Raw genomic sequence first — 24,155 nt, 5'->3', positions numbered from 1 at the left:
CGTCCCCCGGCGGCAACAGCACCCATTCTTGCCAACCAAACCGTCCGGGCGCCAGATTTTCGCGCGAAACCGCCATCGCCGACACCGAATGTGGTTTTACTGCGCCACAACAGTTTTCATGCGACTATCCGATTACTCCGGTTCGGCGAGCGCTTTCACCACCCGCGGCACCTCGTCGGCGGGCAGGTAGCAGCCGGACTGCTCGAAACCACCGATGGTGTGGACCTTGTGGTCGCCGTAGCCGATGCGCAGGAAGTCGTCGCCACCGAGCCCGTGCACCGTCCAGTCGAACGCCACCCGGGCGCGCGCGACGATGGTGCGCAGTGCCATGAGGTGGTAGCCGCGCGCCACGAATTGCGCGGGCACACCGCGCAATCCGATGCCGAGCGGCCGGGCCAGCGCGTCCCGCCCGCCCAGGTCGACAACCATGCCCAGATCCGGGTGCCGGTAGGGCTCGGGCTGCGCGCCATGCAGGGTCGCGATGAGGTTCTTGGCCAGGTGCCGCCCCTGGCGCATGGCGTGCTGCGCGGTGGGCGCGCACACCCGGTCCTGTCCGTCGGCCATGTCGGGCACGGCGGCCGCGTCGCCCATGGCCCACACGCCCGGCAGGCCGGGGACCGACAGGTCGGTCCGAGCGATGATGCGCCCCTTCTCCGTTTCCGCGCCGAGATGCGCGGCCAGCGGGCTGGGTGCGACGCCCGCCGTCCACAACACGGTGCGGGACGGGATGAATCGCCCATTGGTGAGTTTCACACCGTTGGCGGTCACTTCGGCGGCCGAGGCTCCGGTGATGAGTTCGATACCGCGTTCGGCCAGAATCCTTTTCGCCTCCGCGCCGAGTTTCTCGCCGAGTTCGGGCATGATGCGGTCGCCGTGGGTGACCAGGTGCCAGCGCACCATCCCCGCCTCGACTTCGGGGAAGAAGCGCCCGGCCGCGGCCCGGCACACCTTGTTGAGCACGGCGGCGGTCTCGGTTCCGGCGTATCCGGCGCCGATGGTGACGAAGTTGAGCCGCTCCCGATCCTCGTCGAGTCCGCCGCGCAGGGCGGCCACGTCGAGTTGGCGCAGCACGTGGTCGCGCAGGTACATGGCCTCGGCGAGGGTCTTCATGCCGAAGCCGTGCTCCTGCAGACCCGGCACGTCCATGATCCGGGTGATGGAGCCGGGAGCCAGGACCAGCTGGTCGTATTCGAGGGCGGTCTCGTATCCGGAGGTGCGCCGCACCACCACCCGCCGGGTGCCCGGTTCCACCCCGACGGCCATGCCCGGCACCACTTCGGTCCGCCGCAGCACCCGGCGCAGCGGCACCGACACCGATCGCGGATTGAGCGCGCCGGAGGCGACCTGCGGCAGCAGCGGCAGATACAACAGTCCGGCGTCGGGCGAGACGAGCTGGACGAACGCCTCCTCCGGCCGGAGGCGTCGCTCCAGAGCGCGGGCGCATTCCACGCCCGCGAATCCACCGCCGATGATCACGATCTTCGCTGGTGCCACGAATTCACCGTAGCTGGCATTTGCGGCTTTCAGGTGAATCCTGCGATTTCCGCGCCCGCGGGATTCAGTGTCCGTTCTCGGGGCCGAGTTTCGGGCGCGACAGGTACAGCTGGGCGTAGAGCCAGCCGTCGGCTTCGGCGTCGGTGGTGTCGATTCCGCTGGCGGACAGGGCGTTCAGGACCCGGGTCCGTTCGTCCTGGGAGGCGAACCGTCGTTGCCGGTACACCCCCGGTGCGCGCTCGGTCTGGTAGCCGAGGGTTTCGAGGTGGGTGGCGATGGGGTCGAAGGCGAACATGCGCAGCACGAAATGTGCCATCCACGGCAGTTTTCCGCCGTGCGCGCGGGCCACCCGCAGCAGGGTGCGTTCGGTGATGTAGCCGACGCAGCCAGTGGAGATGATCAGGTCGGCGCCGGCCAGGGTCTGCCGCTGCGCCTCGGTGGGGTCGGCCGATTCCAGGTCGGCGTGCACGATGTCCTCGAGGAAGCCGGCGGCGTGGCCGTAGTCGAGGGCGGGGCGGGAGGCGTCCATGCCGATGAAGCGGACGCCCGGCAGCCGGTCGCCGGCGAGCAGGGTGCGGTCGCGTTCGATGAGGGCGGCGGTGTCGTCACTCTCGCGACCGCGGTAGTGCCCGGCCAGTTCGGCCATGGTGGTGTCCAGGCGCAGCAGCGCCGCGTTCACACCGTAGGAGCAGCCGAGGTCGAGGACCGCGGGGGCGGTGATGCCGGTGGCGGACCGGTATTCGTCGAGCAGTTTCTGGAAGTGCGGTTTCGCCAATTCCGGTATCTGGTAGTCCAATTCGGCCATGCGCGCGTAGTACTCGCGTGGATCGGGCCGCTCGTAGATGTCGTCGAAGGAGGCTTTTCCGGTGGAACTGTGTAACGAAACCGGCACGCGCGGGTCCCCTCTCAGTCGAGCAATCGATCGCCGCGAATCTCTCCGACGGCCAGATGGTCCGGCGTCACCCGCCCGAACAACTGCCGGGTCCGTTCGGCGGTGCCGATCAGTCCCGGGCTGTCGCTGTAGGCGAAGATCGCCGAATGCCGTTGCACCGCACCGTGGACCGGTGCGACCCGATGCAACGAGAACCTTCCCTGGAACAACTGCAGATCGCCCGGCCGCAGGGCCAGCCGACGGATGAATCGCTCGCCGGACCCGGTCAGTACGGCTCGCACGTCGGCGAAGTGCTCCGCCTCCCGCGACCGGATGTTCGGGCAGTACTCGAACACCCCACCGTCTTCCGGTTCCTGGGTGAGCATGCTGACGGTGAACTCGTTGGTGTCGAAGTGCCAGGGATGCGACATCCCCGGCGCGACCACGTTGAGGCACAACCCCGCCAGTGGATCGCTGTACTCGTGTAGTTCGTCGAGCCCGAAGCAGTCGGCCACGAAGCGCTGGAACCGGGTGTCGGTGTAGAGCCGATGGATCAACGTCTCGCGCGGAATGAGATCCCTTGCCACGAAGGCGTTCCCGCGCTGCAGCACGATCCGTCCGGGGTGGTCGGTGGGCAGCCCCGCGTCGAAGGGGATGTTGTAGGCGTTGACGTTCTCCACGGTGTAGTGCGCCCGCGGAGCCATCCCCTCCCCCTCGCTGCGCAGGGTCTCCACCAGTTCGGGCTGGATGAACCCGCGCAATACGCAGCATCCGCCCGCCGCCAGCTCCGCCCGCGCTCCTGCCACGGCCGCCGCCCACCCCGCGGAACCCGGTGAATCCAGTGGATACCGCCCGACGTCAACCCCCGGTACACTCCCCTGCCCAACCGCAACCATGGGCCCATTCTTGCGAACCGACCGCCCGACACGCCCGAAAAGTCCCCTGATTGTGAATTGCCACTTTTCCTGCGCCCCACCAGTTTTGATGTGGTACAGACCTGCACGCCACGCCTCGATCCGCACCGTTTGACAACCCTGTTCAGAGGGGTACACCGGTAGTGAGAGGACCGGTCGGATGGGCAGTCAGGGATCGTGGGAGACCGTCAACCGGGCACTGCATCGGGTGTCCGGGGCGGGGAGACGCGGGACGGAGTGGACCACCTATTTGTGTCCGGTGCACGAGGCGGACGGGCGGCGGCATCGGGCTTCGCTGGGCGTGGTGTACAACCTGTCGCGGCAGCGGACCGTGATTCGGTGTTTCGCGGGGTGCTCGGATGTGGAGGTGTTGGAGCGGCTCGGATTACGGGTGCGAGACCTGTTCGATGCGCCCGCTGCGCCGACGACAGGGCGGGCGCACAGCCGGGCCGAGCCGGCGATCGCGGATCGGGCCATCCTGGCGGCGGGACTGCCGCTTTCGGTGCACAAGAAGGATTTCGGGCCGCGGATCGGGAAGCCGCGGCGGATGGCCGGATACATCTATCGGTGGCCCGACGGAAGTCCGGCGGGGTGTGTCGTCCGGGTTCGGGCACTGCACCGGCAGGGGTACGTCAAGAGCTTCTATCAGCAGCGGCGGACCGAGAACGGGTGGGAGTTCGGCGGATTCGAGCGGCTGCCGTTCCATCTGCCCGAGGTGATCGAGGCCGTGGCGGCGGGGCAGGACATCTTCGTCTGCGAGGGTGAGGCGGACGTGCTCACGGCCACGCATGCCGGGTTGACGGCCACCTGCAATGCCGGGGGTGCGAGCGGATGGTATCGCGAGCACGCCGAGTGGCTGCGTGGGGCGCGACGGGTGTGGGTGGTGGCGGATCGGGATGCGCCGGGGTATCGGCACGCGGTGAAAGTGGCCGAGTCGCTGGTCGATTCGGTGGCGGAGATCCGGGTGGTGCAGGCGCGGGACGGGAAGGATCTGACCGATCACTGCAATGCGGGGCATCAGATTTCGGAGTTGGATCCGGTTCCGGTGCTGGACGAGCATTATCGGCCCGTCCGAGGTCCCGTGGAGGTGGTGACGGCACGCTGGTAGCGGTCGATGAGGGTGCGCAGGGCCGCGACCAGTTCGGGGGAATCGACGATGTCGAAGTCGGCGTCGAGCAGGCCCAGGTAGAGGGCGAGCATCTCGGGGTGGTCGGAGCCAGGTTCGAAGGCGCACCGGTGGTCGTCGAGTTCTTCGATGTCGAGGGCGATCGGTAGCCGGGCGCGGACATGGGCGGCGGGGGCATGGACGATGACGCGGGCGCGGAAACGCCAGGTGGCCGTGCCGATTCCGCGTTCGACGAAGGCGGCGATCTCGGGGTCGGGTGGGAGGGCGCGCGGGGTGAAGCGGGGTCCGGCGGGGGTGCGGAGGTCCATGCGGTCGACGCGGAAGGTGCGCCAGTCGGCGCGGTCGAGGTCCCACGCCAGCAGGTACCAGCGCTGGCGGTGGTTGACCAGCCGGTAGGGCTCGACCGTGCGGCGGGCGGCAGCGCCGGCGTGGGTGCGATAGTCGAAGCGCAGGCGTTCGTGGTCGCGGCAGGCGGCGGCGACGGCGGTGAGCACGTCGGGGCTCACGCGCGGGCCGCGCAGCGGGACGGGCACGGCGTGCTGGAACGCGCTCACCCGGTGGCGCAGTCGCGACGGCAGGATCTGCTGCAGTTTGGTGAGCGCCCGCAGTGAGGTCTCCTCGATGCCGAGGATGGAACCGCTTGCCGCGGTGCGCAATCCGATCACGATCGCGACGGCTTCGTCGTCGTCGAGCAGCAGGGGCGGGAGCGCGCCGCCGTGCCCGAGCCGGTAGCCGCCGTCGACGCCGGGACGCGCTTCCACCGGATAGCCGAGTTCGCGCAGCCGGTCCATGTCCTTGCGGATGGTGCGCCCGGTGACGTCCAGGCGGGCGGCGAGTTCGGCCCCGGTCCAGTCGCGCCGTGATTGCAGCAGCGACAGCAGTCGCAGCAGGCGGGCGGAGGTCTCCAACATGGTCCGATGGTATCTCCGGATTGCGGAACGAACCGTTCCGCGATAGCTCCTACCGTGGGTTTCAAGCGCAAGATGAAGAGCCTCGGAAGAGATCTTCCTAGTGAACGGAACGCCTTCATGAGCACCGAGATTCGCCCATTCCACCTCGAAATCCCCCAGTCCGACCTGGATTACCTCCACGACCGCCTCGACTGCGCCCGCTGGGCCGCCCAACTGCCCGGCACCGGCTGGGAACGCGGTATCCCCGAGTCCGGCCTGCGCGAACTGGCCGCCTACTGGCGCAATGAATTCGATTGGCGCGCACAGGAAGCCAAGTTGAACGCGTTCCCCCAGTTCACCACCGAGATCGACGGCCAGACCATCCACTTCCTGCACGTCCGATCCGCGCGCCCGGACGCCAAGCCGCTGCTGATCACGCATGGCTTTCCCAGTTCGGTCGCCGAATTCCTGGGCCTGATCGGCTTGCTCACCGATCCGGCCGAGGGCCCGGCCTTCCATGTGATCGCCCCGTCGCTGCCCGGCTACGCCCTGTCCACGCCGCTGGCCGCGACGGGCTGGACCATGGCCCGCACCGCCCGCGCCTGGATCGAGTTGATGGCCCGCCTGGGCTACGACCGCTACGGCGTGCACGGCGGCGATGTAGGTGGCGGTGTGTCCGGTCTGGTCGCCGCTTCGGACGGGGAGCATGTGACCGGCGTGCACGTGGTCACCGATCCGCTGACCGCCGCGAATGTGGCCACCTTCCTGCCCGGTCTGGCCGACGGCCTGGACCCGAACGATCCGGTGGACAAGGTGATCCTGGATCGGATGGATGCCTTCCGCCGGGAGGGCTCGGGTTATCTGGCCATCCAGAATTCGCGTCCGCAGACCATCGGCTACGGCCTGGTGGATTCGCCGTTGCTGCAGTTGGCTTGGATCGCGGAGAAGTTCGAGGCCTGGACCGACCTGCCGATCGACCGCGATCAGCTGCTCACCACGGTCAGCCTGCACTGGTTCACCGGTTCGGGCGCCACCGCCGCCCACACCCTCTACGAGCAGGCGCATTCCTCCGAGTGGGGCGCTCCCCCGTCGGTGCCGCAGGGCTTCGCCGTCTTCGGCGCGGACGAGACCGTGCGCCGGGTGGTTCCCGCGCCGGCCGACGCGCACTGGTCCGAATTCGAACGCGGCCTGCACTTCCCGGCCATGGAGGCGCCCGCGGTCCTGGCCGGGGATCTGCGGACGTTCTTCGGCCCGCTCGACTGACGCCCGAAACAAGGATCGGCCCGGCGAATTCGCCGGGCCGATGTCGGCGCGGGACGAATCCCGGGATACCGCTAGGCGATTCGACGATCCAGTTCCGCCACGAGTCGCTTCGCCGCCACCATCCGATAGGCGTCCTCGACGATCTCGCCGATCTCGTCCCAGTCCACCGCGACGTCCAGGTACACCCCGAGCCAGCCGCGATGCCCGACGTACGGCGGCCGGAAGAACCGCCGCGGGTCGGCGGCGACGAGGTCTTCCTGCGCGCCGGGCGGTGCCGCGCACCAGAATCCGAGTCGGTCGTCGTGGTGGTGGTCGGCGAACATGACGAACATCTTCTTGCCGCCCGCGAACCAGGCGGGTTCGCCGTGGCTGACCCGTTCGCTCACCTCGGGCAGGGCGGCGCACACCCCGCGCAACGACTGCAGCACGCTGTCCATGTCCGCAGCGTAGGCGACCAGCGCCGGCCCGCCTTGGACGAATGGGAACGCGTCAGGAATTCGCGTGCACGCGCACCAGGTCTTCCAGATCCGCGAGTTCGAGCCCTACCAGGCTGTCGCGGAAGGTGCGGCCCGGCGCGTCGGGGACGGGCACCTCGCACGGCACCACCAGCAGCGCGCAGCCGGCGGCCTGCGCGGCGATCGATCCGGTCGGCGAATCCTCGATGGCCACCGCGTGTTCGGGTGCGACACCGAGCAGTTCGGCGGCGCGCAAGTACACGTCCGGCGCGGGCTTGCCGTGCGGCACCTCGTCGGCGCACACGGTGGCCCCGAAGTACTCGCGCCCGATGGTGTCCAGCCCATACTCGGCAAGGGACCGTTTGGTATTGGTCACCAGCGCCATCGGCACCCCGGCCGCGCGCAGCAGGTCCAGGGCTTCCCGGGCTCCGGGCCGCCACGGCACCGGGCCCTGGAACAGCTCGGTCACTCGCGCTTCCATCCACTCCGCGCCCTGCTCGACTGCTTCGGGGGTGTGCTCGATGTCGAGGCCCTCGAACAGAATCCGAAACGCGTTCGGTCCCGACGCTCCGATCAGCGCGTGCCGCACCGCATCGGTCAGCTCGCGCCCGTACTGCCCGGCGAGCTCGCGCAATGCCATGTCCCAGAGCTTCTCCGAGTCCAGCAGCGTCCCGTCCATATCCCACAACACCGCGTCCAACCGCGCCACCGACTCGAACTCCTTCCACAAACCCTGACCCGTGCACCGGCTCCGCCGGGGGCGGAGCCGGTTCAGCCTATCGGCGCGCGGTCACGGACCCGAGCCGTGCGGTCACATGACCGCGGTGTGCGGTCACAGTCCCGAGGCCGCGATCAGCAGCCGGCCGCTCGAGGAGTCGGTCTGGATCCACCGGTTCTCCGTCGACACCTGCCCCGAGGTGGACACGTAGGTGAGCATGACGACCGCGCGATTGTCACCCTGCGGCGTGACCGCGCCCACGCTCACCGAGCGGATGCTGCCCCAGAACTGCGCGTAACTGTTGTAGCCGCCCGTGGACGACTGATAGCCGGGCGACAGCATCGCCCACGCGCCGCCGACATTGCCGGGCAGCATGCCGTAGTAGCCCTGGATGAACGAGGCGACCGAGGCGGCGGACGGCGGGCCCGCCGGCGTGGTCGTCGTGGTCGGCCGCGCGGAGGAGCTCGGGGCCGCCGAGGAGGTCGTGGGTTTGGGTGTCGTGGTCGCGGCGTGCGTGGCCGTGACCGCGTCGCCGCTACCCCCGGACTGCTGACCGCCGCCCGCGGCCGCACCGATGTCGTCCGGCGAGGTCACCGGGATAGACGAGGCCGCGGCCGTGGCCGCGCCGCCCTGCCCGGCCTGGGGCGAACCGTCGCCGCCGTTGCGGCTGACCACCATGGCGATCACGGTCGCCAGCACCAGGGCCGCCACCACTCCGGCCGCCACGAGTAGCAGTTGCCGTGGATTCCGGTCCCCGCCACCGGTTTTCGCACCGGTGCCGATGCCGGGCGGCGGCGCCGAGCCGCCCGCGGCGGACACGCCCTGGGACATGTCGACGTGCACCGTGGCGTCGGTGGCATTGCTGGGCGTACTGGTGCGGGATCCGGGCAGCACCGTGGTCGCCGCCGCAGCGTCCACGGCATGCACCGGCGGCAGCACCTTGGTCGGCTGCGGGGGCACCGCGGGCGCCCGGCCCTCGGCCACCGCCTGCAGCCGTTCGGCGGCCTGCACCATGGTCGGCCGGTCGTCGCCGTCGGCCGCCAGCAGATCCATCAGTACCGGCGCCAGCGTCGCGGCATGCGTGGGCTGCGGCACCTGCGCCCGCGCCACCGAATGCAGCACGGCCAGGGGGTTGTCGCCTTCGCCGAAGGGCGGTTTCCCTTCGACGGACGCGTAAAGCGTCGATCCCAAAGCGAAGACGTCGGAGGTCGGCTCCGGGTTCTCGCCGCGCGCCACCTCGGGCGAGAGGTAGGCGGGCGTGCCCGCCAGGAACCCGGTCGAGGTGACCGTGACGTCGCCGGTGGCCCGGGAGATGCCGAAGTCGGTGATCTTCACCGTGCCGTCGTCGGCCACCAGGATGTTGGCGGGTTTGACGTCGCGGTGCACGATCCCGGCCTTGTGGGCCGCGGCCAGCGCGTCGGCGACCTTGGCGCCGATCCGCGCCACCTCGACCGGCGCCAGCCGCCCCTTCTCACGCATGAGCGCGGCCAGGCTGACCGCGTCGACGTATTCCATGACCAGCCAGGGCTGGCCGTCCTCCTCGGCGACGTCGAACACGGTGACCGCGTTGGGGTGGTGCAGGCGCGCCGCGATGCGCCCCTCGCGCATCGCCCGCATCCGGGCCTCCACGGTCTGCGCCCGGGTCAGTCCCGGCGTCAGCAGCAGCTGTTTGACCGCGACGGTGCGTCTGAGCCGAACATCGGTCGCACGCCACACGACCCCCATCGCGCCGGTGCCGATCGGATCCGTCAGCCGGTACCGCCCCGCAATCAGCCGGTCTGAGCTCATGTGGTTGTACCCCTCCTGCTGGCTTTCGCGCCGAGCACCCTGCCACTCTGCGCGAAAGCCCGAAACCTGGTGAAGATATTAAGCGTTGAAGTACTTGGCTTCCGGGTGCAGCAGCACGAACGCGTCGGTCGACTGCTCCGGGTGCAGCTGCAGTTCCTCGGAGAGGATCACGCCGATTCGGTTGGCGTCGAGCAACTCCACGAGTTTGGCCCGATCCTCCAAGTCCGGGCAGGCCCCATAACCGAATGAGTACCGTGCGCCACGGTATCCGAGTTTGAAGTAGTCGAGCACATCGGCGGGATCCTCGTCGGCCACCGAATGCCCGTCCAGTGTCAGTTCTTCCCGGATCCGCCGGTGCCAGAACTCCGCCAGCGCCTCGGTCAGCTGCACGCCGATGCCGTGCACCTCGAGGTAGTCGCGGTAGTTGTCCTCCTTGAACAGCACATTGGCGAAGTCGGCGATGGGCTGACCCATGGTGACCAGCTGGAACGGCATCACATCGACCTGGCCGGTCTCGATCGCGCGCTCGCGCGAGCGAATGAAGTCGGCGATGCAGAGGAACCGGTCGCGCTGCTGCCGCGGGAATGTGAAGCGGAAGCGTTCCGGCGCATCGGGTTTCGGCTCGGTGAGAACGATCACATCGTCGCCCTCCGACACCGCCGGGAAGTACCCGTACACCACCGCGGCGTGCTGCAGCACGCCCTCGGCGATCAGCCGGTCCAGCCAATACCGCAGCCGCGGACGGCCTTCGGTCTCCACCAGATCCTCGTACGACTGGCCCTCCACGCCACGCTGCCCGCGCAGGCCCCACTGCCCCAGGAACAGCGCCCGCTCGTCGAGCAGCCCCGAGTACTCGCTCAGCGACAGGCCCTTGATGATGCGCGAACCCCAGAACGGCGGCGTCGGCACCGGCAGGTCCGCGGCCACATCGGAACGCTCGGGCACCACGACGGGCACCTCCTTGGCCTTGCGCTCCTCGGCGATCCGCTTGGACCGCTCGTGGCGCGCCTTGCGCTCGGCGGCCTTCTCCCGTTCGGCGATGGCTTCGGGCGAGTTCGGATCCAGCCCGCCACCACGCTTGCGGGTCATGATCTCGTCCATCAGGTGCAGGCCCTCGAAGGCGTCACGCGCGTAGTGCACGTCGCCGGCGTAGACCTCGGTGAGATCGTTCTCCACGTAGGCGCGGGTCAGCGCCGCGCCACCGAGCAGCACCGGGAACTGTTCGGCGACACCGCGGGAGTTGAGCTCCTCGAGGTTCTCCTTCATCACCACGGTGGACTTCACCAGCAGCCCGGACATGCCGATCACGTCGGCCTTCTTGTCCACGGCGGCGTCGAGGATGGTCGAAATCGGTTGCTTGATACCGAGATTGACAACCTCGTAGCCATTGTTCGACAGGATGATGTCGACCAGGTTCTTGCCGATGTCGTGCACGTCGCCCTTGACGGTGGCCAGCACGATGCGACCCTTGCCGGAGTCGTCGGTGGCCTCCATGTGCGGCTCCAGGTAGGCGACCGCGGTCTTCATCGTCTCCGCGGACTGCAGCACGAACGGCAGCTGCATCTGGCCCGAACCGAACAGCTCACCGACGGTCTTCATGCCCGAGAGCAGCGTCTCGTTGATGATCTGCAGCGGCGGCACCTGCGCCATGGCCTCGTCGAGATCGGCTTCCATCCCGGCCTTCTCGCCGTCGACGATGCGCCGAGCGAGCCGCTCGAACAGCGGCAGCGCCGCCAGCTCCTCGGCACGGGACGCCTTCGACGAGGCCGTCGAGACGCCCTCGAACAGCGACATCAGCTTCTGCAGCGGGTCGTAGTCCTCGGTGCGCCGGTCGTAGACCAGATCCAGCGCGACCTGGCGCTGCTCCTCCGGAATCCGGGCCATCGGCAGGATCTTCGAGGCGTGCACGATCGCCGAATCCAGACCGGCCTCGACGCATTCGTGCATGAACACCGAGTTGACCACCTGCCGCGCGGCCGGGTTCAGGCCGAAGGAGATGTTCGAAAGACCCAGCGTGGTCTGCACTTCCGGGTGCCGCTTCTTGAGTTCGCGGATGGCTTCGATGGTTTCGATGCCGTCGCGGCGCGACTCCTCCTGGCCGGTGCCCAGGGTGAAGGTCAGCGTGTCGATGATGATGTCGGACTCTTCGAGACCCCAGTTCTGGGTGATGTCCTCGATGAGCCGCTCGGCGATGGCCACCTTGTGCTCGGCGGTGCGGGCCTGGCCCTCCTCGTCGATGGTCAGCGCGACCACGGCCGCACCGTGTTCGGCGACCAGCGCCATGGTCTGCTGGAACCGCGAATCCGGGCCCGCGCCGTCCTCGTAGTTGACCGAGTTGATGGCGCAACGCCCGCCCAGCTGCTCCAAACCGGCCTTCAGCACCGGGGTTTCGGTGGAGTCCAGCATGATCGGCAGCGTCGAGGAGGTCGCCAGCCGCGAGGCCAGCTCACGCATGTCGACGGCGCCGTCGCGGCCCACGTAGTCCACGCACAGGTCCAGCATGTGCGCGCCGTCGCGGGTCTGGTCCTTGGCGATGTCGAGGCACTTCTGCCAGTCGCCGGCCAGCATGGCGTCACGGAAAGCCTTGGAGCCGTTGGCATTGGTGCGCTCACCGATCATCAGGATCGAGGCGTCCTGCTCGAACGGCACCGCCGAGTAGATCGACGAGGTGCTGGGCTCGTGCACGGGATTGCGCTTGCCCTGCTCGACCTCGCGCACCGCCTCGGCCATCTGCCGGATGTGCTCGGGAGTGGTGCCACAGCAACCACCCACCAGTGACAATCCGAACTCGGATACGAACTGGGTCATCGAGACCGCCAGGTCCTCGGCCGAGAGCGGGTACTCCGCGCCCTTGGCGCCCAGCACCGGCAGGCCCGCGTTCGGCATCACCGACACCGGCAGCTGCGCGTGCTTGGACAGATGGCGCAGGTGCTCGCTCATCTCGTCGGGGCCGGTGGCGCAGTTCAGCCCGATCATGTCGATGCCGAGCTTCTCGAGCGCGGTCAGCGCGGCGCCGATCTCGGAGCCGACCAGCATGGTGCCGGTGGTCTCCATCGTCACGTGCGTGATGATCGGAATCCGGCGACCCGCCTTCACCATGGCGTTGTGGCTGCCGGTGACCGCGGCCTTGACCTGCAGCAGGTCCTGGCAGGTCTCGATGAGGATGGCGTCGGCGCCGCCGTCGAGCATGCCGAGCGCGGCCTCGGTGTAGGCGTCGCGCAGGGAGACGTAGGGCGCGTGGCCCAGGGTGGGCAGTTTGGTACCCGGGCCCATCGAGCCCAGGACGTAGCGCGGGGTGCCGTCGGCCGACGGGCCCATCTCGTCGGCGACCTCGCGGGCGAGGCGGGTGCCGCGCTCGGACAGATCGCGGATCCGGTCGGCGATGTCGTAGTCGGCGAGGTTGGGCAGATTGCACCCGAAGGTATTGGTCTCGACGGCGTCGGCGCCGGCCTCGAAGTAGGCGCGATGAATGTGTCGCAGCACGTCGGGGCGGGTTTCATTGAGAATCTCGTTGCAACCCTCGAGGCCGCGGAAGTCGTCGAGCGTGAGATCCGCGGCCTGTAGCATCGTGCCCATCGCACCGTCCCCGATTACGACACGCCGTCTGAGCGTGTCCAAGAAGGTGGTGTCGAATTCGGCGCGGCTGCGTACAGACATGTACTAAAGAGTAGTGGGAAGCAGCGACAAGCTGAATTTGACTGCCTCCGCTTCGCTCCGGCGGGTTCGCGGCCCTGGAGGTCTCGTTCTTCCCTCCCTCCGCTTCGCTCCCCCGCTCCACTCGGTCCAGAACGAGACGGGCCGTGAACCACCGGGTGATCATGACGCACAGCGCCCATTGCGCGATTGCGCGTCGCATGCACACCGGGTGTGCGTACACCGTAGGCTGACCGGGTGAACGCCAGTGAATCCCCGGTGCCACCCGAGTCGGACCTGCCCACGCTGCGGGATCCGGTGCTCGTGGCCGCCTTCGAAGGCTGGAACGATGCCGCCGACGCCGCCAGTGGCGCGGTCGAACATCTGGAACTGATCTGGGACTCCCAGCCGCTGGCCGAGCTCGATTCCGAGGACTACTACGACTATCAGGTGAACCGGCCCACGGTGCGCCAGGTCGACGGGGTGACACGGGAGATCGTGTGGCCCTCGGCCATGTTGTCGGTGTGCTCGCCCCCGGGCAGTGATCGTGACGTGGTGCTGCTGCGCGGTGTCGAACCGAACATGCGCTGGCGCAGCTTCTGCAACGACATCCTCGAGTTCGTCGAGCAGCTCGGGGTGTCCACGGTGGTGATCCTCGGCGCTTTACTGGCCGATACCCCGCACACCCGCCCGGTTCCTGTGACGGGCACCGCATATAACAAGGAAGCCGCCGAGCGCTTCAACCTCGAGCAGACCCGATACGAGGGACCGACCGGTATTACCGGGGTGCTGCAGGATGCCTGCGTGCGCGCGGGTGTGCCGGCCATCTCGTTCTGGGCCGCGGTGCCGCACTATGTGTCCCAGCCGCCCAACCCGAAGGCAATCATCGCACTGCTGCATCGGGTCGAGGACGTCCTCGATGTCGAGGTGCCGCTCGGCGCGCTGCCCGAGCAGTCCGAGGAGTGGGAGGGCGCGGTCAACGAGATGACCGCGGGCGATGAGGAGATCGCGGAGTACGTGCGCTCGCTCGAGGAGCGCGGCGACGCCGAGGTCGACATCAACGACGCCATGGCCAAGATCGACGGTGATGCCATCGCCGCCGAGTTCGAGAAGTACCTGCGCCGGCGCGGACGCGGCGGCTTCGGCCTCTGACCCCTCGTCCAATCATGTCTGTTTCGGGGTGAATGTCCCGAACCGGACCGCCTGGAAACCCTTGCCGCACCTGCGTTCTCGACGCAGGTGCGGCGTCTTTTCCGGCGCCGCGGCAGGCTAGTGCTCGAGGGCCCAGACCTGGGCGGCGGCCTCGTGAGCCAGCTTCGCGATCAGGATGTCGCGCGGAATGGTCTGGCCCGCAAGGTGATCGAGCGACGGCACCACCACGTGGTGGGCATCGGCGCGTTTGAGTTCGGCGGTCAGCTCCGCGAACGCGGTGCCATCGCCGGCGGTCGATTCATGGAAGGTCGCGGCGAAGCAGAGGCCCGCGGACTGAGCGAGCCCGCACATGGCGTTCTCCAGCTCATCGCTTCGGCCGTCGGCCAAATCGTCACGCACATACCCATAGATCAACGCTTCCACCCGAACCTCCGTTGGATTGGGGATCGCTGTTCTGACGTGTGCCCTGGTAATCAGCTTGGCGTTCTCGCGAATGCAATTGCAGATGTCAACCCACTGACATCGAGATGCCCTATCCGGGTCCATCCGACGTTAACTGGTGAGATACTACAGTTCGTGTCCGCCGGTGACGATCGACCTGTCTGGGCTGTCCGAATGCGAGCCGAACGTGATGCTCGGGGGTGGTCACAAGCTGATGCGGTTCGGGCCATGCGCGCCAAGTCGACTCACAATCTCCCCACCGACAGCACTCTGTTGCGTAACTGGCGGCGCTGGGAATCCGGGGAATCCCGGCCCGACGATTTCTACGCCCCGATCATCGCGGCCGCTTTCGACACGGTGACGGCGGCCTTCTTCCCCAAGACCAGGCCGAATCGGGATGACGAAATGCTCTCGGCGACCGGACTGGACACCCTGGAATTCATTGGGCGGCTGCGGATGTCCGATGTGTCGGCTTCCACCCTCGACGCCATCCGCATCACCGCCGACCGGTTGTGCTCGGACTACCCGTGCGCCGATCCACACGAGCTACATGCCGAGGGCACGGCGTGGCTGCGGCGCATCACCTCGCTGCTCGACGGCCGGCTGACCCTGGCCCAGCATCGAGAAGTGCTGGTACTGGCCGGATGGGTCGCCCTGCTGGTCGGTTGCGTCGACTACGACCTGGGCTGGCGGACCGCGGCCGAGGCCACCCGGCGCGCCGCGCTGTCGCTGGGCCAGGAGGCCGACCACGCCGAAATCGTCGGCTGGGGAGCCGAAATGGCCGCCTGGTTCGCCCTCACCCAGGCCAACTACCGGGGCGCGATCGACAGCGCCGAGGCCGCGCAGCCCACCACCGGCCGACTGGGCGTCGGGGTGCAGCTCGCCGCCCAGCGGGCCAAGGCCTGGGCTCGGATCGGCGATCGCCGCGAGGTGGAAAAGGCGCTCACCCAGGGCCGTTCGATCCTCGACGCGATCGAGCACCCGGCCAATCTGGAGAACCATTTCGTGGTGGACCCGCAGAAGTTCGACTTCTACGCCATGGACTGCTGCCGGGTGGCCGGCGACGACCGGCTCGCGGAAACCTATGCCCGCCAGGTGATAGCGACCTCGACCCGGCCCGACGGCAGTGTCCGCAAACCCATGCGGGTGTCGGAGGCGCACCTGACGCTGGCGGTGGTAGCGGTGCGCGATCGCAATCTGGAGCTCGCCCTGGACGAAGGCCTGCGCGCCTTCACCGGCAAGCGGCGCTCGCTGCCGTCGCTGTTGTGGGTCGCGGGTGAGGCGGCCCGGGAGATGATCGCGCGCTTCCCCGGGGATCCGCGCACCAGAACCTATCTCGACCAACTCCGTTCCCTCGCCGCGAGCTGAGGCGGGCCCGGCGCAGTTCCCGGGCATCGGCCGGGGCCCCTGGGTACGCTCCAGCGCATGGACTTCAGTCTGTGGACCTGCGCTGCCCGAGGGCACGAGACCTACGCCCCCACCGAGCCCGAGCTCGCGGTACGCCTCCACGTGGCGACCCCGGCGGGCGAATCCTGGCGGTGCCTGCGCTGCGGCGATTTCGTGCCGGGCGAGCCGCGCCGGTCCGGTCCCGCCGACGACGCGCCGGAGGTGCCGCGCGGGCACCTGCTGCGCGACCGCATCATCATGCGGCTGCTGGCGGCCGAGCGGGTCGGCCGCGCGCTGGTCCTGCTGCTACTGGGCGCGGGCGTGCTGAAGCTGCGCGGTTCACGGGAGCACTGGAAGGCCAGCTGGGACAAGGATCTTCCGCTGATCCGGCAGCTGGCCGATCAGATCGGTTTCAACCCCGACCATTCCAAGATCATCCGGGGTATCGACACCGCGTTCACGCTCTCGCCGACCGTCCTGATCTGGATCGCGGTGGCGCTGTTCGCCTATGCCACCATCCAACTGGTGGAGGCGGTGGGCCTGTGGCTGGTCAAGCGCTGGGGCGAGTACTTCGCGGTGGTGGCCACCAGCATCTTCCTGCCGCTCGAGGTCTACGAGCTGACCGAGAAGATCACCTTCCTGCGGGTGGCCGCGCTGCTGGTGAACCTGGCCGCGGTGATCTGGCTGCTGTGGAGCAAGTCCTTGTTCGGCCTCAACGGCGGCGCGGCGAAGTACTACGCCGAGCACCACTCCGAGAGTCTGATGACTGTCGAACGCGCCGCTGTCGCAGCCGGACCCGAGGAACCCGCAGCCGCGCCCGCGCACTGATCAGGCGGGCAGCTGCAGCCCCTTCGCCAGCACCGGCCAGGACTTGACCAGCTCGTCGCGGAACACGCCCCAGGAGTGGGTGCCGTTGGCCGGCAGGTCCACGGTGGCGGGGATGCCGAGTTCGGTGAGCTTGGCGGCCAGGTTGCGGGTGCAGTAGCCGGTGGCGGCTTCGATGGTGCCGTCGTAGATCATGTGCACCAGAAAGCCTGCCGCGCCGGGGAAGATGACGAACTTCCCGTCGACGACGTCGTACGGGCCGGGAATCCCGTTGCCCGCGGACAGGTACAGCTCCATGCCGCGCAGCCGCTCCGCGTGCAGGTAGGGGTCGTTGTCGGCCCACATCGGGTCCTCGCCCGGGCCGTACATGTTGTCCGCGTTGCCGCCCTCGGAGCCCACGACGATCCGGGCGAACGCCTGGCCGACCGGATCACTGGTCTGCACGCACCCGCTGAAGGTGGCCGCGGCCTTGAACAGCCCGGGCTTGGCCAGGGCCAGGTTCAGGGCCGGGGTCGCCGACATCGACACCGCCGCAATGGCATTGCGACCGTTGGTACGCAGGCCCGCGTCGAGCAGCGGCGGCAGCTCCTCGGTGAAGAACGTCTTCCACTTGTTGACTCCGAGCACAGGATCGGTTGCGCGCCAGTCGGTGTAGTAGCTGGCCAGCCCGCCGGTGGGCACCACGACATTGATGTTCTTGGCGCCCAGGAAGTCGAAGACCTCCGGCACCTGGGTCTTCCAGTTCTTGTCGCCGTAGCCGGCGTCGGTGCCGTTGAACAGATACAGCGTGGGCTGCAGGCGCGAGGTGTCGGCGGGCCGCAGCACATCCAGGTGCACCGTCTTGTCCATGGCCGCGGAGTACACCTCGAGGCCGAGGTTGCGGTCGTCGAGGACTTCGACGCTCACCACCTTCGAGGCGTCGACGCTGACGGCGTCGGTGAGGTACGCGGTGGTCTCGGCGACCGAGTCACCGGGCGTGGCCCGGGCCGCGCCCGGCACGGCGGCGGCGATCGCCAGACATCCGGCGATCACCGCGTTCCGCAGTCGATTCCGCACAGCCACTCCCACTCTCGTCGAACAGTGAGAGCGACTCTGCCATATTCGGCGTCCGGTCAGGGGGTGACGATATTGAAGTTGGGGTCGGGCTTGTCCATGACGTCCTGCAGCTGCTTCAGCTTGGCCGGATCGCCACTGGCCTTGATGGCGCCGGACGCGACTTCCTTGACGAAGTCCTTGCTGCGGGTCATCACCGCGATGAGCTCCAGCCGGGGCAGGGTGAAGGTGGCGTCGGGGGCCGGGCCCTTGAAGTCCGGCGGGACCACGTAGTGGATGAGCACGCCGTTGCGTAGTTCGGTGCGGTAGGTCTTGTTCTCCTCCGGAATCACCCAGTCGGCGACCAGGTGCAGATCCCATGCCTTGGGGCCGTTGATCTGGAAGGCGGCGGCGTCGAAGATCTGGTCCACGCTCAGCGCGCTGATCATGGAGGCGGAGTTGGCCTTGGTCGGGGTGCCGAAGTTGCCGTTGCGCAGTTCGTAGGCGCCGGAGAGGAAGAAGTTGCGCCAGGTGCCGTTCTCGGAGCCGTAGCCCAGCTGCTCGAAGGCGCTGGCCTGCAACATCTTCGCCTTCTCGTTGTCAGGCTCGGCGAAGATCAGATAATTGAGTACCTGCACGCACCAGCGGTAGTCGCCGTCGGAGTAGGCCTTGCGGGCCACCTTCAGCACGCCGCTCGCGCCGCCCATGGCCTCCACGTGCCGCTTGCCCGATTCGACCGGCGGATGCTCCCACAGGTGTGCCGGATTGCCGTCGAACCAGCCCATGTAGCGCTGGTACACGGCCTTCACGTCGTGGCTGACCGACCCGTAGTAGCCGTGGTTGTACCACTTCTGCTCGATGCCCGGCGGCATCTGGATCTGCTCGGCGATCTCGATGCCGGTGTAGCCCTGGTTGAGCATGCGCAGGGTCTGGTCGTGCAGGTAGGCGTAGGTATCGCGTTGCAGCGACAGCCATTCGGTGAGTTTGTCCGAACCCCAGGTGGGCCAGTGGTGCGAGGCGAACGCGACGTCGGAGATGCCGGCGAACATGTTGATGGTCTCGGTCAGATACTGCGACCACACGTGCGCGTCCCGCACCAGCGCGCCGCGCAGGGTGAGCAGGTTGTGCAGGGTGTGGGTGGCGTTCTCGGCCATGCACATGGCCCGGAAGTCGGGGAAGTAGAAGTTCATCTCCGAGGGCGCCTCGGTGCCGGGGGTGATCTGGAAGACGATGCGCACCCCGTCGATCGTCTCCTCCTGCCCGGTCCGGGTGACGTCCCGGTTGGGCGGGATGAGGCTCACGGTGCCGGTCGAGGTGGTCATGCCCAGGCCCGCGCCGACCTGTCCCTTGTCGCCGCGCGGCAGGGCCGCGCCGTACATGTAGGCCGAGCGGCGGGCCATGGCGGTGCCGGCGAAGATGTTCTCGGCCACGGCGTGTTCGACGAAGCCCTGCGGGGCGATCACCGGAATACGGCCCGAGGCAGCGTCTTCGGCGGTGATGACGCCCATCGCGCCGCCGAAGTGGTCGACGTGGGAGTGGGTGTAGATCATGCCCGTGACCGGCTTCTGCCCGCGGTTGGCGAAGTACAGGTCCATGCCGGCTTTGGCGGTCTCGGTGGAGATCAGCGGGTCGATCACGATGACGCCGGTCTTGCCTTCGATGATCGTCATGTTCGACAGGTCCAGGCCGCGGATCTGGTAGATGCCCGGAACCACTTCGTAGAGGCCCTGTTTCACCACCAGCTGCGACTGCCGCCACAGCGACGGGTGCACCGAGTTGGGACAGGAGCCCTGCAGGAAGCCGTAGGAATCGTTGTCCCAGATGACATTGCCCTTGGCGTCCTTGACCTGGTCGGGTTGCAGCTTGGCGATGAAACCCTTGTCGGTGTCGGCGAAGTCCTGGGTGTCGGAGAAGGGCAGCGAGGACTGGGCCTGCTTCTGCTGGACCTCGATGTGACCGCTGGGGGCGACGGGGTCCTTGCTGGATTTCTCCGCGGCCGAGCCGTTGTCGCTGTTGCTGTCGCATCCGGTGACGGCCGCGCCCACTCCGGCGGCGACCAGGGCGGCCGCGCCGACCCCGAACACTCCGCGCCGCGATACCTGGAATCGGCCGGGCGTGCGGTCGTCCCCGTTGTTCGTGAGGCCTTCGTCGGTCATGCGCGCTCTCCTGTCCATGCGTTGTCGTGACGGACAGAAAGCAATAGCCGAGCGATTGCTGTGATTCTGCTCTGTTGGTCACACTACATCACTATTGCAGTCTCTCTGCAATACGATGAGTGGGTGACTCCCCCCATATCCCCCGCGAACCACCACCCGACCTGCGTGCACGGCGCCGAACCGGATGTGATCGGATGCTGCGTATGAGCGAGGGCACGGGCGGCAGCCCCCGGCGGCGGCGCAACCCCGAACAGACCCGCCGGGCGATCATCGAGGGCCTGCTGTCGGCGGTCCACGACGGCGAGTTGGATCCGACCACGCGCAGCATCGCCGGGCGCGCCGGCGTCTCCGAACGCAGTATCTTCGTGCACTTCCCGACCCGCACGGCGCTGATCACGGCCGTGGTGGACCAGCAGTCCGAGGAGGTCGAGGCGCTCATCGCCGAGGTCGATCCGGCACTGCCCCTGCCCGAGCGCATCGACGCGGTGGTCCGCCAGGGTGACGCGATCTTCGCGCGGCAACGCGAGCCCCGCGTGCTCGGCCTGGTCGAATCGCTGCGCACACCGGCCGTGGACGCCCGGATGCGCTTGACCGACAAGCGGATTCGCGAGGCCCTCGCCCGCGACTTCGCACCCGAACTGGACCGCGCGCCCGACTCCGGCCAACTGCTGGACCTCATCGACGCCACCGTGGGCTGGCCGTACCGCCACCACCTGATGGATCGGCGCGGCCTGTCGGCCCGGGCCGCCTCCGAGGCGGTCCGCCGCGCCCTCACCACCATGCTCGCGCCCGGGCACTGACGCCCGGATCACACCCGAAGACCGACAACGGCGGGATCCTCTCACTGAACGGGCCGGTTGCAGCGCCATTCTGGCGTGCCCGCACCCGCCCCGCCTCACCCGTTTCGGGTGACTCGATGGTCCGAAATTTCCCATTTTCAGACGGGTTGCCGTTACGTTGCTGGTGACGGCAGGCGCTGCGCTGCCCGCTTCGGAGCAGGAGGAAGAATGAGCACCGCGGGACAGCACCACATCCCGTCCGAATCCAGACCCGCGAAGCCGGCCACCACCGGCCCCGACCTGGCCTTCCCCACCCTCCCCCGCACCCATCTGCTGCGGACCCTCGATACCGCCGCCGACACCGGCCACACGATCCTCCTCGACGCCCCCGCCGGAACCGGCAAAACAGTGCTGCTCGCGACCTGGCTCGACCACCGCCGCACCACCCGCCCGGGCACCCGCACCGCCTGGGCGACCGCCGACGCGCACAACAGCGGCACCCCCTGGGACGACCTGCACCGCGACCTCATCACCCCGACCGCCGCCGGCCCGGAGGGCCCGCACCGCCCCGGCCCCGCCCTCAGGACTGTTTCCACCCCGCCGAGCGGACAACGCGACGCCCGACCCGGCCGCCGCCCGGCCGATCGGTCGGCGCATCGCTCGAATGCGGTTGTCCCGCAAAGCCACGTGCGGTCCGTGCCGAGCGTCGGTCTGGCGGAAGGTGACGAGGTCGGGTTCGGGAGCTCGCTCACGCGACTGCTGGACGAACTGTGTGCGGAGTCCGCGCCCGTCGTCCTGGTGATCGACGCCGCGGAGGATCTCGTCGAACCACAACTGTCAGCCGAGCTCGAGTATCTCGTGCGGCACGCGCCGGCGAATGTGACCGTGGTGGTCGCCGGGCGGGTGGAACCCGCCCTGCGGTGGCATGCGCTCGAATTGCGGGGCAGGCTGGCGCGATTCGGGCCAGCGGAACTGGCGTTGACCGCCGAGGAGGTGCGGGAGCTCTGCGATCAGCACGGGTGCGCGCTCGACGGCAGGATGCTGACGCGGGTGCTGGAGCTGACTCGCGGGTGGGCGGCACTGGCGCGTTTGGCGGCGCTGCATCTGGCGAGGCAGCCACGCGACCCAGGCACGGCGCTGGCCACGCTGGCCCGCTCGCCGCGCACGATCTCGGCGTTCCTGGAGCGGGAGGTGATCGGGCCGCTGCCTCAGCAGGTGCGCGAATTCCTGGTCCGCACCGCGCTTCCCGCCGCCTTCACCGAGCAGCTGGCCGAGCGGCTGGTCGAGCATTCCCCGCGCGGGACGCTCGACACGCTCGCCCGGTTGCACTTTCCGTACACCCACGAGAACCGCGACGGCGCACTGTGTTTCGCGTATCCCCCGCTGGTGCGCGCACACCTGCTGGGCGAGACCCTCCGCATGGATCCCGCGGCGCTCACCCGGCTCCGGCTGACCATCGCGGACTGGAATATCGGTGCGGGAGTACCGCTCTCGGCCCTCGAACAGCTGCTGTACCTTCCCGACCCGGGCCCCGCCCGCGACTTCCTGCGCGACCACGCGCTGGGCGTGGTGCTCGACGGCGGCGGCCCGGCCCTCTTCGACCGCCTCGACCATGCCAGTCCAGCGTTCACCGCCGACCCCTACGTCCGACTGCTGCGCGCCGTGGACGCCCTCGGCCGGGGTGAGATCGACACCGCCACCGCGCAGCTGGAGCTGACACACGCGGCGCGCGACGACAGCGCTCCCACCGGACACCCGGAGCCGGGGCCGGGCGTGCAGCTCCGGCAGCCCACGCCGATCATGGATTCGCCGCTGCCGGAATCGGTATCGCAGCCCTCGGGTGCCCGGTCATGCGTGCCCGAGCAGTGGCTGTGTGCCCTGCGTCGGGCGGTGGCGATCGAACTCGCGATCGCTGTCGGCAGCCCCGCCGAGGACCTGGACCCCGGCCCCGAGCCGACGCCGACCGGCAATCACGACATCGACGCCTATTCGGCGGTGCAACGCGCCACCGTGCTGCTGGGGCGGGGCGAGGTGGCCGCCGGTGAACGGCAGTTACGGCGGACGCTGGCGTCGGCCGAACATTCGCGGCATGCGCGGCTGGCATTGCGGTCGGCGAATCGCCTTGCCGTGGCCTCCGGTATCGAGGGGTCGATCGCCGCCATGCGGGAACGGGCGCAGCATGCTCTCGATATCGCGGGCGCACATCGGCTGCTGGATTCCACCGACGCGTTGCAGGCGGTGGTGATGACCGCGCTGGCGGCGCATGTGCAGGGTGACGATCACGCCGGCCGGTATTTCGCCGACGCGCTCACCGGCCACCGCCGCCGCGGGGCGTTCGAGCCGGGGAGCCACGAACATGTGGTGGCGCAGCTGCTGGCCTTCGACACCGCCGCCGACCGCTACGGCGCGGCACAGTCGTTGCGGCACAGCATGTCCGTGCTGATCAACCGTTCGCAGCCGCCGTTCACCCTGGGCCTGCTGGTGCAGGCGGTGTGGACGCTGCTGCGGGTGCCCGACGGCCGCGCCGCACAACAACTGGTGGCCGAGGCACACCGGGCGGTGGGCGCGCATCCGGTGGTCGCGTTGTGCGAGGCGGGGCTGGCGCGCGCCGCCAACAAGGCGCGATCGGTGCACGCGCTGACCGCACCGCTGCTGGCGGCCGGGGCGCGGGTGAATCCGCTGATGGCGGTGCTGGGTTGGCTGCTCGACGCGACCGCCCACGCCGAGCTGGGCAATTCGCTCAAGGCCTATGAGGGGGTGGCCAAGGCCCTGCGCTGCGCTGAGCCCGAGCATCTGGTGCGCCCGTTCCTGGACGTGCCGGGCGCGCTCGATCTGCTCGACACCTTCGCCGGACGTTTCGGGCATGACGATGCCTTCGCCGGCCGTATTCGCCATCACCCGGCGGCCGCGCGGGGATCGGCGGCCGCTCCGGCGCTCACGACCACGGAATTGACGGTGCTCAAACACCTTCCGTCGGGGCGGACGACCCAGCAGATCGCCGACGATCTCGGAGTGTCCATCAATACGGTGAAAACCCATATGCGCGGCATCTACGGGAAATTGGGTTCGAGCTCCCGCACCGATGCACTCGATCGCGCACGCCGAACCGGATTGCTTTAGCAATCTCTAAGCTAATCATTACCCGCCTGCCGTCCTCACCCGAAACAGGTGAAAGCTCGCCCTACCAGCCAATTTCCGCTATTTTCTGGCTAAGCTCAAATCGGTGATGTGC

The 24,155-nt window shown here is 68.6% G+C and carries 18 protein-coding genes; 7 read left to right on the top strand and 11 right to left on the bottom strand.

The annotated features are described in order from the left end of the window. Positions 1-132: 132 nt before the first annotated feature. The 3 genes from ACYVKL_RS26950 to ACYVKL_RS26940 all read right to left on the bottom strand — a co-directional run bounded on the left by ACYVKL_RS26950 (position 133) and on the right by ACYVKL_RS26940 (position 3,171). Positions 133-1,494, bottom strand: a complete 1,362-nt coding sequence (locus ACYVKL_RS26950; RefSeq protein ID WP_379165935.1) for an NAD(P)/FAD-dependent oxidoreductase — start codon at positions 1,492-1,494, stop codon at positions 133-135. 64 nt (positions 1,495-1,558) lie between these two features. Next, positions 1,559-2,386, bottom strand: coding sequence for a class I SAM-dependent methyltransferase (locus tag ACYVKL_RS26945; RefSeq protein WP_379165934.1), 828 nt, complete (start codon positions 2,384-2,386; stop codon positions 1,559-1,561). Positions 2,387-2,400: 14 nt separating this feature from the next. After that, positions 2,401-3,171 carry a HalD/BesD family halogenase gene (locus ACYVKL_RS26940; protein WP_379165933.1) on the bottom strand — a complete coding sequence of 257 codons (771 nt, stop codon included), beginning with the start codon at positions 3,169-3,171 and terminating at the stop codon, positions 2,401-2,403. 268 nt (positions 3,172-3,439) lie between these two features. On the opposite strand from ACYVKL_RS26940, the gene ACYVKL_RS26935 reads away from it, so the two are divergent. Further along, on the top strand, positions 3,440-4,387 hold the full coding sequence (locus ACYVKL_RS26935; protein WP_379165932.1) for a toprim domain-containing protein: 948 nt from the start codon (positions 3,440-3,442) through the stop codon (positions 4,385-4,387). Here the strand turns inward: ACYVKL_RS26935 and ACYVKL_RS26930 are convergent. Then, a complete protein-coding gene (locus ACYVKL_RS26930; RefSeq protein ID WP_379165930.1) occupies positions 4,339-5,316 on the bottom strand; it encodes a helix-turn-helix transcriptional regulator in 978 nt (325 codons plus the stop codon). The two genes, ACYVKL_RS26935 and ACYVKL_RS26930, sit on opposite strands and share 49 nt — an antisense overlap. Positions 5,317-5,433: 117 nt before the next feature. Here ACYVKL_RS26930 and ACYVKL_RS26925 point away from each other — a divergent pair, with 117 nt between their 5' ends. Next, positions 5,434-6,558, top strand: a complete 1,125-nt coding sequence (locus ACYVKL_RS26925; protein ID WP_379165928.1) for an epoxide hydrolase family protein — start codon at positions 5,434-5,436, stop codon at positions 6,556-6,558. 71 nt (positions 6,559-6,629) lie between these two features. On the opposite strand, the gene ACYVKL_RS26920 is transcribed toward ACYVKL_RS26925, so the two are convergent. The 4 genes from ACYVKL_RS26920 to metH all read right to left on the bottom strand — a co-directional run bounded on the left by ACYVKL_RS26920 (position 6,630) and on the right by metH (position 13,176). Next, positions 6,630-6,995, bottom strand: coding sequence for an MmcQ/YjbR family DNA-binding protein (locus ACYVKL_RS26920; RefSeq protein WP_213555181.1), 366 nt, complete (start codon positions 6,993-6,995; stop codon positions 6,630-6,632). 52 nt (positions 6,996-7,047) lie between these two features. Then, positions 7,048-7,722: an HAD family hydrolase gene (locus ACYVKL_RS26915; protein WP_379165927.1), complete on the bottom strand. Its 675-nt coding sequence runs from the start codon at positions 7,720-7,722 to the stop codon at positions 7,048-7,050. Between the two features lie 123 nt (positions 7,723-7,845). After that, a complete protein-coding gene (locus tag ACYVKL_RS26910; protein WP_379165926.1) occupies positions 7,846-9,519 on the bottom strand; it encodes a serine/threonine-protein kinase in 1,674 nt (557 codons plus the stop codon). A 78-nt stretch (positions 9,520-9,597) separates the two neighbouring features. Then, on the bottom strand, positions 9,598-13,176 hold the full coding sequence (metH, locus tag ACYVKL_RS26905) for a methionine synthase (RefSeq protein WP_379165925.1): 3,579 nt from the start codon (positions 13,174-13,176) through the stop codon (positions 9,598-9,600). A gap of 234 nt (positions 13,177-13,410) precedes the next feature. On the opposite strand from metH, the gene ACYVKL_RS26900 reads away from it, so the two are divergent. Beyond that, positions 13,411-14,304 (top strand): PAC2 family protein, encoded by an 894-nt coding sequence (locus tag ACYVKL_RS26900; RefSeq protein ID WP_213555178.1) that lies wholly within the window; start codon positions 13,411-13,413, stop codon positions 14,302-14,304. Positions 14,305-14,421: 117 nt separating this feature from the next. Here the strand turns inward: ACYVKL_RS26900 and ACYVKL_RS26895 are convergent, their stop codons facing one another. Next, on the bottom strand, positions 14,422-14,727 hold the full coding sequence (locus ACYVKL_RS26895) for a hypothetical protein (protein WP_379165924.1): 306 nt from the start codon (positions 14,725-14,727) through the stop codon (positions 14,422-14,424). Positions 14,728-14,973: 246 nt separating this feature from the next. On the opposite strand from ACYVKL_RS26895, the gene ACYVKL_RS26890 reads away from it, so the two are divergent. After that, positions 14,974-16,113, top strand: coding sequence for an XRE family transcriptional regulator (locus ACYVKL_RS26890; RefSeq protein WP_379165922.1), 1,140 nt, complete (start codon positions 14,974-14,976; stop codon positions 16,111-16,113). 57 nt (positions 16,114-16,170) lie between these two features. Next, on the top strand, positions 16,171-16,959 hold the full coding sequence (locus tag ACYVKL_RS26885; RefSeq protein WP_379165921.1) for a DUF2127 domain-containing protein: 789 nt from the start codon (positions 16,171-16,173) through the stop codon (positions 16,957-16,959). On the opposite strand, the gene ACYVKL_RS26880 is transcribed toward ACYVKL_RS26885, so the two are convergent. Both ACYVKL_RS26880 and ACYVKL_RS26875 read right to left on the bottom strand, forming a co-directional pair. Then, positions 16,960-18,012 (bottom strand): alpha/beta hydrolase, encoded by a 1,053-nt coding sequence (locus ACYVKL_RS26880; RefSeq protein WP_379165920.1) that lies wholly within the window; start codon positions 18,010-18,012, stop codon positions 16,960-16,962. Positions 18,013-18,068: 56 nt separating this feature from the next. Further along, entirely contained in the window at positions 18,069-20,144 is a 2,076-nt protein-coding gene (locus ACYVKL_RS26875; RefSeq protein WP_379165919.1) for an alkyl/aryl-sulfatase, read from the bottom strand. A 203-nt stretch (positions 20,145-20,347) separates the two neighbouring features. On the opposite strand from ACYVKL_RS26875, the gene ACYVKL_RS26870 reads away from it, so the two are divergent. After that, a complete protein-coding gene (locus tag ACYVKL_RS26870) occupies positions 20,348-20,944 on the top strand; it encodes a TetR/AcrR family transcriptional regulator (protein ID WP_379165918.1) in 597 nt (198 codons plus the stop codon). Between the two features lie 207 nt (positions 20,945-21,151). After that, a complete protein-coding gene (locus ACYVKL_RS26865; RefSeq protein ID WP_379165917.1) occupies positions 21,152-24,043 on the top strand; it encodes a LuxR C-terminal-related transcriptional regulator in 2,892 nt (963 codons plus the stop codon). Positions 24,044-24,155 lie beyond the last annotated feature (112 nt).

The organism is Nocardia tengchongensis (assembly GCF_054781395.1).
This window is presented reverse-complemented; position numbering and strand designations above follow the sequence as displayed.